The sequence below is a fragment of the Aphanizomenon sp. UHCC 0183 genome (assembly GCF_009712065.1).
Lineage (GTDB): Bacteria > Cyanobacteriota > Cyanobacteriia > Cyanobacteriales > Nostocaceae > Dolichospermum > Dolichospermum heterosporum.
Genome location: NZ_VILC01000115.1, coordinates 1,228 through 12,542 on the forward strand (window position 1 = coordinate 1,228; position 11,315 = coordinate 12,542).

The following is an 11,315-nucleotide window of genomic DNA, read 5'->3' on the forward strand; positions in this document are numbered from 1 at the left end:
AAAATCTCCCTTTTACAACCGATAAGCCAATAGAAAGGGTGGCGACATAAATTTAGAGATAAACATTGTTACAAATGATAAACATCTCTGTCAAATATCCCTTTTAAAACCGATAAGCCAGTAGTGAAAGTCCAGAATAGTTTAGGGGCATAAAACCATGAAAGTCAAAAACTTATTAGCAGTTATTCTTGCATTAGGGACAATTACCATTAGCACCAAGGCTTTAGGACAAGATTTCTTCACAGCACAAACACAGTTTCCTGGGTTTACGTCCTCCGGTAGTAATAGTAATTTATTCCGAGGTTTACCCGCAACAAATTCCCAAGATTCCCGTCAATCGGTTAAATATTTTACTCAACTTATAAAGACATCCCCTAATGATCCTTGTGCCTACCTCGGTAGAGCATTATCTCATTTCACTAATGGGAATTATAAAGCAGCGAAAGCTGATTTTGATAAGGTGATTGAGCTTGATCCCAGTATTCCCTATGCTTATGTTGGTCGTGGGTCTTGTTTTGTAGTACTGAATAGTCCAATATCGGCACTTAGTGATTTTAAAAAGGCTTCATATCTACTTCAAGAGGAAGGAGAGAAGGAAACGGCAGACATGATCAACAGTCTCATAACAATGATTGAGTTAACTTATTCGATAAACAGTTAGAGCAATAAGCACTGGAGGTATTTGGGGGTTAAGCACTATGAGAATTAATCATAGCATACTTTCCCCGAATACTTCCTTTTAAGCTTTGATCAATGATTCTGGCGACCATAAATAAACTCAGTTTGGATCTGAGAAAATTATGAAATATCACGTTTTAAACATTTTTTAAGTATTGGTAACATAAACCATAGATATTGGTAGTATAATGCCAACATTAATCTTATTAACCAAAGATCCGCCGATCTTAGTCGAATCGAAAATAACGGATATGACACCTGATGAACTAAATCAGATTTTGCTAAGTCCCTTAGCAAGGAAAAAACTATTACGAATAGAAAAGCATAAGCTGCGGGAGATAATCAACTCTATTTCTTTGCGTGAGTCTTTATTAAATTACGTCCGGCAACAGAACGACCCCCAAGAAGCTAACGAAATAATAGGCTTCATTATTCAGATAATCGAAAAGTCTGGACTAATGTGGGGCGGAGGTAAAATACCATCTGATATCTATGAAGAGGCTTTATCAAGAAATAAGGAATGGTTTTTGAAAGATTTTGCTCAGAAATATAATCCCAAACTATCTAGTATTAGCACTTGGTTTAACAAGTATCTGAAATGGAAAATTCTCGATGTTGTCCGCGAGATAACTAAACAACAGGAAAGAGAAGATAATGATGATGCACAAATTGACAATATTCCTTCGCCTGATCAGTTTTCTTTTAATGAAACCATTGAAGAGTGGAGAGAATTAGTCAAAGATTCCCCGAATTTATGTAACTGTCGGATGCAAAATTATCATCATGTTGACTGTAAGTTATTGCTGATTGATATTCTTGATATTCTGCATGATAATAATCACTATGCTGATCAAAGAAATCCCTATTTATGGGAGATTTTGGCTAAGAAATACAAAGTACCATCATTATCCTTAAAACGATTTTGTAAAAGCCGATGTTTTCGCGGGTTTAAAGGCCTTCTTGACTAAAAATTCCCGTAAATAAGCTATTTAGGTTGACTGCACAAGGATGAACATTATGGAAAACAGGGATTTTATTACCAATTATCTGTTAGCAGTTCACATAACTAGCAAATTCAGCTAATAAAATGCTTTTGGAGAAACATATTATGACAGAACCAATTACCATTGCACTTACAAAAGAAAACCGTCAACAGGCTAATAAATTTGCCCAAAAACAGTCAACTCGACAACGAGCCGAACAGGTTTATCGCAATACCCTAGCTGTTTTAGCTACTCAACATTTTTTAGAAGTTTTAGGTATTGAAACAGACTTAGAACGTAGTCACTGTTGGAATCCCTTAGAGCAACAGTTAGAAAATATCGCCGATTTATATATTCCTGCTTTGAATGGTTACTTAGAATGTCGTGCTATACACAAGCAAGATTCTAAATGTTACTTTCCCCCTGAAGTCCAATCGGAAAGGACTGCTTATGTGATTGTTGAAATAGATGAACCCTATCAAGTAGGAGAAATCATAGGATTTGTTCCTTCTGTATCAGTATCAGAATTACCACGGTCTTATTTTCAGCCCCTTGATGCCTTTTTAGAATATTTGATACCCGATCCAGTAATAGACGATCCAGTAATAGTAAAACTTGGGAATTGGGTTCAGGGTAAATTTGAACTTGATTGGCAACCCCAACGGGATTTATTGGAGAGAATGACAGCAATCAGTAAAAAAACTCCAAGTCCAGTGATGAAGTCAAGTCCAGTGATGAGAGATATAAATCTGGTTTTGGAAACCCCTAGCGAAGAGGATTTAGTCAATGACATCTGCAATACCCAGGATGATAACAAGCGTTGGCAATCGGCTGAGTTGTTATGGCAAAAAAATCCCCAACATTCTGCCTGTCCTATTATCAGCGCTAAGGATTTAGGAGTTTATCTACTGGGTTATTCTCTAGCGTTGATGGTGGGAATTGTACCCAAGTCAGACGGCGAGATACTAATCATTCTGCGTGTTTATTCCTTAGAGCAAGAACCGTATTTACTACCAACTGGGTTAAAGCTGACCATAACGGATCTAAGGGACAATATTGTAGTAACAACAATGGAATCACAGACAGGAGATATTTATATCGAGTCTAAAATAAATGGAAGTTCAGGCGAATATTTCAGTGTCACAGTAACTCTGAGTGATAGCAGTTTTACTCAGGAGTTTGTGATTTAAACAACAATTAATTTTCTCAGTAACTACGTTTTGAAATAATTCTGAGATATTAGATATTTGTGATAAATCATGCTTAAATAGGAAAATAAGCATGATTTTTCGTACATCTACCTCATTTATTGTTCTATGCTTAACCTTGTACTTAGATTTTATTCAGGTAGTTTTGATACAGGATTTTCAGGAGAATTAGTTGATGTCAGTAATCAAGTGCTGATTGCGAAATTTACATTTCCCGCATCACCGGAAATGCCACAGCTATATAAACAATGGCAAGATGGATTACGAGAAAACACTAGGCTTCGTTTAACTAGCGCTGGAGATGCACGTTTAACATCGCACTTAAAAAAATGTGAAGAAGCTAAAAGAGCATTAGAAGATTGTAGTCAAAAATGGTTTAGAGATGGAAATTTCTATGTGCTGAGTGAAAAAATTAAAAACAAAATTCCAGCTAATGAAACTGTTGTCCGTATTAATCTTGTTTTTAGTCACTTTGATGTAAATAAGGATGATAATGATATCCTCCGTAGACTTCCCTGGCAATTATGGAGAGGCTTATTGGATTCAGGAGATTCTAAAAAGAGTACGTTTGCTTTATCAGAAGATTTAAGTGAAGATTACACTAAAAGAAATAGGCATCATCATGTTTTAAAATCACCCGTAAGAATTTTAGCAATTTTCGGTAGCGATGAAAATGGCTTAAATCAAAAGCCTGAGAAAGAAATATTGAATCAGTTAAAAAATAATAATGGTGTAAGGGTTCAAATTGAAGAAAAACCAAATAGAGATAGAGTGAATAAATTATTATGGGATTCCAAGTGGGATATTTTATTTTTTTCAGGACATAGTTCTAGTCAGGAAAGAACTGGAACAATTCAAATTAATGATGGAGATTCTCTACCCTTAGATCATCTCAAGGAAGCACTAGAAGAATCCAAGAAAAAAGGTTTAAAAATAGCAATATTCAATTCTTGTGATGGGTTAGGAATTGCAAATGTTTTGATACAAGTAGGAATTCCGGCTGTAATTGTCATGAAAGAACCTGTCCCAGATAGTTTTGCCTCTGAATTTTTGTTAAAGTTTTTGGAAGCTTTTGTTAAAAAAGGTCAGCGGTTTTCTTTAGCAGTTCGTGAAGCTACAGGAAGGTTAAATATAAAAGACAATGACTTTCCCGGAGCAACATGGTTACCTGTGATTTATTATTCCCATCAAAATCAGCCGGACTATATTTGGCCGACTCCAGGTGTAATAACCCGTTTGTTGACTTTCTTATTTAAGTTTTTCTCCCCAAGACTAAATGTAATTAAAACCGGGGTTTCTAAAATAATTAACACTTTTAAATCAAAAAAGATATTATTTGGTTTAACTGTAATTGTTACCGCTTCCATAATTATAATTGCTGGTATTTCTAAATTACTATCACCAGCACCGTCTATTTGTAAATCATGGAATGGTGTGATTCATTCTATAGAATTTACTCCTGATGGTAAATATCTAGCTACTAGCAGTTTAGACAATACATTAAGAGTATTTGAGATAGACAGATTAAAACCTGAAGATGTTATCAAAAGAGATGAATTATTGAAAAAGCAAATTCACTGTGAAGAAGAGAGAAATATAGTTGACCTTTCATTTAGCAGTGACAATAAGTATCTAGCTGTTGCAGATATGCAATCAACTATTAATGTGCTAAGGTTGCCAGAACATGGAAGTGGTAAGCTACAAGAATTAAAACTTAAATCTTCAAACTTTCCAAAAATATTGAGTAGTATAGTCAAAATTAGCTTCAGTAACAATAACAATAACTATTTAGCAGCAGCAAATATTTCTGGACAAGTAGAATTGTGGCAGATTCAAGATCAAGAAGTCATAAAAATCCAAGATATTCGTGATCAAGGTAAGTATAAGCTTCAGTTAAGGTTCAGTTCGGATAAATCACATAACAATTATTTAGTTATGTCCGATGTGACAGGTAAAGAATTTTGGTGGGATTTAAAAAAATCAGAAAGTATTGATCCAGAAAAAGTAGATATTACAGATATTAAAGTAACAGATGGAAGTATTTCTAGTTGTAAAAAATACGAGTGTAATAAAAACATCACACCCAACAATAGCCAAATCGAATCCTTTAAAAATATTATTCCCAGTCCTAATGGTAAATATATGGCTGTTATTGGTATTGGTAACGATAACAAAAATGAAAATGTCGAATTGTGGGAGCAGAAGAATCAATCATGGACAAAAATAGAAATAGAGACAAAAATAGAAATAGAGACAAAAATAGACACAAAAACAATAACAGACGTGGCCTTTTGGCAAAAAGACAATAAAACTTCATTGATTGTAGCTACTACTAATGATAGAAATTTATTATTACTTACGCTAAAGTGAACTTAAAAATTTATTATTGCGTAGGGGTAATTACATGAATTACCCCTGCTTCCGTTATATGCTGTGTAAGTCCTGTTTATAATCCTCAATTACGATAAAAGATACGCAAGATCCTAATTGCTGCATTTTGTTTCATCGGTCAGACATTTTTGAGTGTCTTCCGACGCTTTTTTCATAATACCTTCAACCGCATCATCCTTTGTTTCAGTCTTAAGTGCATATTGGAGACTCGTTTGTAAAATATTAGATACTTCCTCATATCTAGCAAGACGTGGACGTGAAACCGTTTTGTCCACCATTTTGAAAAGTTCTGGATAATGACTATATCTAGAAACAATTAAGGGATCAAAAAATAGGTCTTTACGAGTAGGAACAGACCCATGTGATAAAGTAAAGAGTAACTGAGATTCACGACTAGTGAGAAACTTGACTGCTTTTATAGCTGCTTCTTGACGTTCTTTATCTATATTCTTAGCAATTGCTAAACCCCAACCGCCATGACAACCTTTTCCACCAACTACGGGTGCAATACCAATTTTGCCTCGAACCTTTGACTCTGGCTTCTGAGCTTCAGCCCACACACCAGGCCAACTACGTAAAAAAGCACTATTTCCCTGTATAAACTTGTTTTTGGCATCTTGTTCTTCAGCAGTGTCTGACGGAATTTTTCTTAAGAATTTAACCGCTTTGATAGCTTTTGGACTGTCTAATCCAACAACTTGATCATACGGATTAATCCAAAAACCATCATAACCATAAAGGACTTCTACAAACATAGGCACTAGTGCTTCTCCCTTATTTGGCCATGATAAGTAATCTAAGTCATTATTCTTATTGAAATTTTGGGCAGTTTTTAGGAAATCCTCGGGAGTCTTTGGTACTTGTACTTTTTTACTTTTTAGTAACTCATTATTGTAGTAAAGTACGCCTACATCAGTGCGAAAAGGAATACGATAAAGTTTTGATTTATACTTGCCATTATCAATTTCAGTCTTAAGAAAACCTTGCAATTCCTCTTCTTTAAAGTGTTTATCAAGAGGGAGAAGATATTGTGCAAACTCACGCAACCAAATAATGTCAGTGTAAATTAAGTCATAATGATGATTATCATCACCACATTCTACGTTGCTATTATTGGTATTTTTATCCTTAATCAAACTGTCTGAATACATTTTTTTTAATGTCTCTATCTCCCGATCATCTGGTTTATTGAGGGTAATTTTAATCTTACCCTTATTATCATTATTAAACTTTTCAGTTAACTGGTTCCAATTTGTTATTTCGTTTGCAGGTACAGCAAAACATAGGGTAATTTCTTTCTGAGCCGATGACTGACAGGCATATAATGTTACACTCAAACCTAAAGCAACAGTAAACAATGGTACAGTCAACTTATGTGTTGTGGGTGTAATTCTCTGTAATAACCCTGATAATTGGTTTAAAAAATTGGGATTCTTCATAATCAGAATTAAATGTATTAAAGCCAGAAAAATTGAAGTAAAAAGTAAAGTCTGGTTTTATCCAGGTTTTATATAGTAGATGATAACAACCTGCAAAATCCAGCAAAAAATTGTTATATTATGGTTTTTACCATGAAACCCTTTGATTTTAACAAAACAAACCCGCAAAAAAAGATATTGCTAAATCTTAAACATTACACAGGCATATTCCTCATTGTTTTACTCAGCATTATCTTACTTTCCGTGCCGCAAGCTTTATCAAACCAACCAGTAGTCCTGAATTTATTATTAACTGCTCCCGATGCTCAACCTTGGAAGCAAGGTATAATAAAAGACTTTGAAGCCAAAAATCCAGGGATTCGTATCAATTTAATCGAAGGTCCAAACGCTACAAATTTAGTGGAAGACTTATATACTTCAGCATTTATCTTAGGTGAATCCCCTTATGATTTGGTCAATATGGATGTTATTTGGACACCCAAGTTTGCTGCTGCTGGTTGGTTATTAGACTTGAGTAATGGCCTTACCGCAGAAGAGTTAGCCAAATTTTCGCCTACAGATATAGAAGCGGGACGTTACGAAGGAAAACTTTACAGAATTCCGATCCGAAGTGATTTAGGAGTCCTTTACTACCGGAAAGACCTGCTAGATCAAGGGGGATTTGAACCACCAGAAAGCTTTACAGAGTTATTCAAAATTTCTCAGTCTTTAAAAAACCAAGGAAAAATTAATTGGGGATATCTTTGGCAAGGAAGGCAGTACGAAGGACTAGCGGCTATGTTTGTGGAAGTTTTGCAAGGTTTTGGTGGATTTTGGGTGAATCCTGATAACTTAGAAGTGGGTTTAGATAAACCTGAGACATTAAAGGCGATCTCTTTTCTAAAAGATACCATTGAACAGGAAATTTCCCCACCTGGAACTACAACATATATGGAGGAGGATACAAGACGTATATTTCAAAGCGGTCAAGCGGCATTTTTACGCAGTTGGCCTTATGTTTGGCCTCTAGCCAATGGTGAAGATTCTCCCATTAAAGATAAAATTGGTATCAAACTTATGGCCAGTAGTCCTGGTAACATGGGAGGAACTTGTTTAGGCGGCTGGGGATTGGGAATTGCCAAATCTTCTAAACATCCTCAAGAAGCTTGGAAAGCAATTCAATACTTTACCAGTGAAGAAGCACAGCGCCAATTTATTTTGAAAGGGGGTTTTGTGCCAAGCAGGCGCTCATTATTTACAGATCCAGAAATTGTCAGTAAATACCCTCATTATTCTCAGTTACTTGAAATAGCTGATAAAGCCGTTTTACGTCCACCCATTCCCCAGTATGCCCAAGTATCAGATATTTTACAGCGTTATCTTAGTGCTGCACTCACAAATCGGATGACCCCGGAAACGGCAATGGAAGCTGCTGCTAATGAAACTCGAAGATTACTGGGGACTGGAGATTAACGATGAAAAAACTTTATGAGCTATGAATACCAAACAAACCATCAGAAGTCAAGAACAACGAACAGCATGGATTTTGCTACTACCTGCTATGCTGTTGCTGCTATTTGTCTTTGGCTATCCAATAGTCCGAGCCTTTTGGTTAAGTTTTTTTACTCAAAACTTAGGAACGAAACTACAACCGGTCTTTTGTGGTTTTAGCAATTACCTGCGAATGGTGGGGGATGGTCGTTTTTGGGAAAGTTTGAGGATAACAACAGTATTCACTTTATCAACGGTGTTGTTAGAGTTACTGCTGGGATTGGGTATTGCCCTAGTCCTAAATAAGCAGTTTTTTGGCAGGGGTGGAGTACGGACAATAGCTATTCTACCTTGGGCTTTGCCCACCGCCCTCATTGGTATCGCTTGGGCTTGGATTTTTAATGACCAATTTGGAGTTGTTAATGATATTCTGTTACGGTTAGGTTTAATTCAAACTGGTATTAATTGGTTGGGAGAACCGACATTAGCAATGATAGCCGTAATAGTTGCAGATGTGTGGAAAACGACTCCATTTATTAGTATTTTGCTATTAGCTGGTTTGCAGTCAATTTCACCTGACTTGTATGAAGCTCATCTAATGGATGGTGCAACACCCTGGCAAAGTTTCTACCAGATTACCCTACCCCTATTGAGTCCGCAAATACTCATTGCTACCTTGTTTCGGTTTGCTCAGTCCTTTGGAGTTTTTGACTTGATTTCTGTTATGACCGGTGGAGGTCCAGGTGGTGCAACGGAAGTAGTATCACTGTATATCTACTCTACCGTGATGCGTTACTTAGATTTTGGATATGGAGCAGCTTTAGTTGTGGTGACATTTCTTTTGTTGATTACAGCAGTAGCTATTGCTAGTTTATTACTCAAAAAATTTTCTGTGAAGCGCATTTACTAATTCCTATACTGTCACTGAGAGAAAATTGATGACAAGTCCCAAACTACAAACAAAAGTCAAAAATTCAGGCCAACAAATCTTAATTTGGGTACTAATTTTCCCAATAGTGGTTTTCTGTCTAGCTCCACTGATGTGGCAGATACTCACCTCATTTAAACTCAATCAAGATATTGCCAAAATTCCTACCGTTTATTTTCCTGCTCGAATTACTTTCAATCACTACATCGAATTATTTACTAGTCGTCCGTTTTGGCTTTATATATTGAATAGTGCCTTTGTCTCCATTGTTTCTACAGTTTTATCTTTGGTAGTGGGTGCGCCTGCGGCCTATGTCTTAGCAAGGTTACGTCCTTGGGGTGGCAGAGCCATCATAGCAGCTATCTTGATTGTTACTTTATTCCCAGGAATTTTATTATTTTTGGGACTTTTAGAAATTATCAAGGGATTACATCTAGGTAATAACTATTTATCGCTGATTATTCCTTATACAGCTATTAATTTACCATTAACGATTTTGGTATTACGCAGTTATTTCCAGCAATTACCAAAAGACTTGGAAGATGCCGCCAGAGTAGATGGCTACAATACTGTGCAAATGTTACTGCAAATACTACTACCATTGACAATTCCTGCTTTGGTAACAACTGGAATTATCACTTTTATTTTTGCCTGGAATGAGTTTATCTTTGCTCTGACATTTATTACTCGTGACGAGATGAAAACGATTCCCGTGGCAGTGGCACAATTGGGGGGTGCTACAGTATTTGAGATTCCTTATGGACCTATTGCTGCGGCGACGGTGGTTGGTACGTTCCCCTTAATTTTACTTCTTTTCTTTTTTCAGCGTCAGATCATTCAAGGTCTTACGGCTGGTGCTGTTAAGCAATAACAAAGGAAGAAGTAAGAATAGTCAAAAAATAAAATCATTAATTAAAAGCAGAACAATGGTAAAACTAGAACTAAAAAACCTAAATAAAGCCTATAGTTCTAAAATTATTCCAGTTAAAAACATTAATTTAACTGTAAATGACAATGAATTTCTCACTTTACTAGGTCCGAGTGGTTGTGGTAAGTCAACAATACTACGAATGATTGCAGGGTTAGAGGAACCAACTAGCGGACAGATACTGCTTGGAGATGAGAATATCACATTTAAACGTCCCGGCGATCGCAATATGGCGATGGTATTTCAAAGTTATGCCCTTTACCCACATATGACTGTATCTGAAAACTTAGCCTCTGGACTCAAGTTGAAAAAAACCCCTTCTGTTGAAATTCAGCGTCGCGTAACAGCAGTTTCAGAACTGTTGGGATTAGAGGAATTGCTACAGCGCAAACCCGGACAACTATCAGGGGGGCAAAGACAGAGGGTCGCTGTCGGTCGAGCTTTAGTGCGTCATGCTGAAGTTTACTTGCTGGATGAACCACTGAGTAACCTGGATGCAGTTTTACGGGAACAAGTCCGTGCTGATATTAAACAAATATTTGCTCTCCAAAAAGCTCCAGTGGTTTATGTCACGCACGATCAAACAGAAGCAATGACACTTTCAACAAAAGTGGCTGTGCTTAATCATGGTTTTGTCCAGCAACTCGACTCACCAGAACGTATATACAATGAGCCAGCCAATTTATTTGTAGCTGGATTTGTTGGTAGTCCAAAAATGAACTTGCTAACTTTATCATGTCAGGGACACTATGCAATGTTAGGTGATGCAAAAATACTGTTGCCAGATATACCAACAGTACCATCCAAAATTGTGTTAGGTATCCGTCCAGAACACATCAGGATTGCACAACCAGGGGATACACAGACTATTCAAGGCCGAGTATATCTGGTGGAAAATTTAGGTATGCACAATTTAGTAAGTGTGCGTATTGATAGTTATGACGCGGAAGCGTTGACCGTGCGTGTTTTGTTAACTCCAGACGAAAAATCTAATCATGAAGAGATGAGATTAACTTTACCGTCCCAAAATCTTCACTGGTTTGATGTTCAATCTGGTAATCAGCTATTACGCAGATAAATGGCGTAAATATGGCGATTATTTTACTGTCAGCCATAACTAAATGGCGAACTGACAAATCAACTTTTTCAGCAAGCCCCACTTATGAATAAATTGAAACCGTTAATCACCAACTCAAAAATATTTCACAACTTGCTCACTTGTTCATTCTCGGCATCGTAGTGTTGGTAATTTTATGGTTAATGTTACTGCTGCTTTAATAGCTTATACTT

At 36.5% G+C, this 11,315-nt stretch carries 9 protein-coding genes and 1 pseudogene; 9 read left to right on the forward strand and 1 reads right to left on the reverse strand.

Features of this window, described 5'->3' with window-relative positions:
• Nucleotides 1–157: 157 nt before the first annotated feature.
• From FJR37_RS23445 to FJR37_RS23460, 4 genes are all read left to right on the forward strand, one after another.
• The gene (locus FJR37_RS23445; protein WP_052149981.1) at nucleotides 158–661 is read left to right on the forward strand and encodes a tetratricopeptide repeat protein; all 504 of its coding nucleotides are present in this window, start codon (nucleotides 158–160) and stop codon (nucleotides 659–661) included.
• Nucleotides 662–866: 205 nt separating this feature from the next.
• Nucleotides 867–1,646 (forward strand): hypothetical protein, encoded by a 780-nt coding sequence (locus FJR37_RS23450; RefSeq protein WP_168467256.1) that lies wholly within the window; start codon nucleotides 867–869, stop codon nucleotides 1,644–1,646.
• Between the two features lie 140 nt (nucleotides 1,647–1,786).
• On the forward strand, nucleotides 1,787–2,851 hold the full coding sequence (locus tag FJR37_RS23455) for a DUF1822 family protein (protein WP_039203137.1): 1,065 nt from the start codon (nucleotides 1,787–1,789) through the stop codon (nucleotides 2,849–2,851).
• Between the two features lie 126 nt (nucleotides 2,852–2,977).
• A complete protein-coding gene (locus FJR37_RS23460; RefSeq protein WP_168467257.1) occupies nucleotides 2,978–5,239 on the forward strand; it encodes a CHAT domain-containing protein in 2,262 nt (753 codons plus the stop codon).
• Between the two features lie 113 nt (nucleotides 5,240–5,352).
• On the opposite strand, the gene FJR37_RS23465 is transcribed toward FJR37_RS23460, so the two are convergent.
• Nucleotides 5,353–6,699: an extracellular solute-binding protein gene (locus FJR37_RS23465; RefSeq protein ID WP_168467258.1), complete on the reverse strand. Its 1,347-nt coding sequence runs from the start codon at nucleotides 6,697–6,699 to the stop codon at nucleotides 5,353–5,355.
• A 120-nt stretch (nucleotides 6,700–6,819) separates the two neighbouring features.
• On the opposite strand from FJR37_RS23465, the gene FJR37_RS23470 reads away from it, so the two are divergent.
• From FJR37_RS23470 to FJR37_RS27230, 5 genes and pseudogenes are all read left to right on the forward strand, one after another.
• Complete coding sequence (locus FJR37_RS23470; RefSeq protein ID WP_254434649.1) at nucleotides 6,820–8,151, forward strand: ABC transporter substrate-binding protein; 1,332 nt, start codon at nucleotides 6,820–6,822, stop codon at nucleotides 8,149–8,151.
• A 22-nt stretch (nucleotides 8,152–8,173) separates the two neighbouring features.
• Nucleotides 8,174–9,079: a carbohydrate ABC transporter permease gene (locus FJR37_RS23475; RefSeq protein ID WP_168467259.1), complete on the forward strand. Its 906-nt coding sequence runs from the start codon at nucleotides 8,174–8,176 to the stop codon at nucleotides 9,077–9,079.
• A 28-nt stretch (nucleotides 9,080–9,107) separates the two neighbouring features.
• Complete coding sequence (locus FJR37_RS23480; RefSeq protein WP_168467260.1) at nucleotides 9,108–9,968, forward strand: carbohydrate ABC transporter permease; 861 nt, start codon at nucleotides 9,108–9,110, stop codon at nucleotides 9,966–9,968.
• Nucleotides 9,969–10,023: 55 nt separating this feature from the next.
• Nucleotides 10,024–11,103: an ABC transporter ATP-binding protein gene (locus tag FJR37_RS23485; protein ID WP_039203133.1), complete on the forward strand. Its 1,080-nt coding sequence runs from the start codon at nucleotides 10,024–10,026 to the stop codon at nucleotides 11,101–11,103.
• Nucleotides 11,104–11,195: 92 nt separating this feature from the next.
• Nucleotides 11,196–11,315: pseudogene (locus FJR37_RS27230) on the forward strand (IS982 family transposase); the annotation flags it as partial.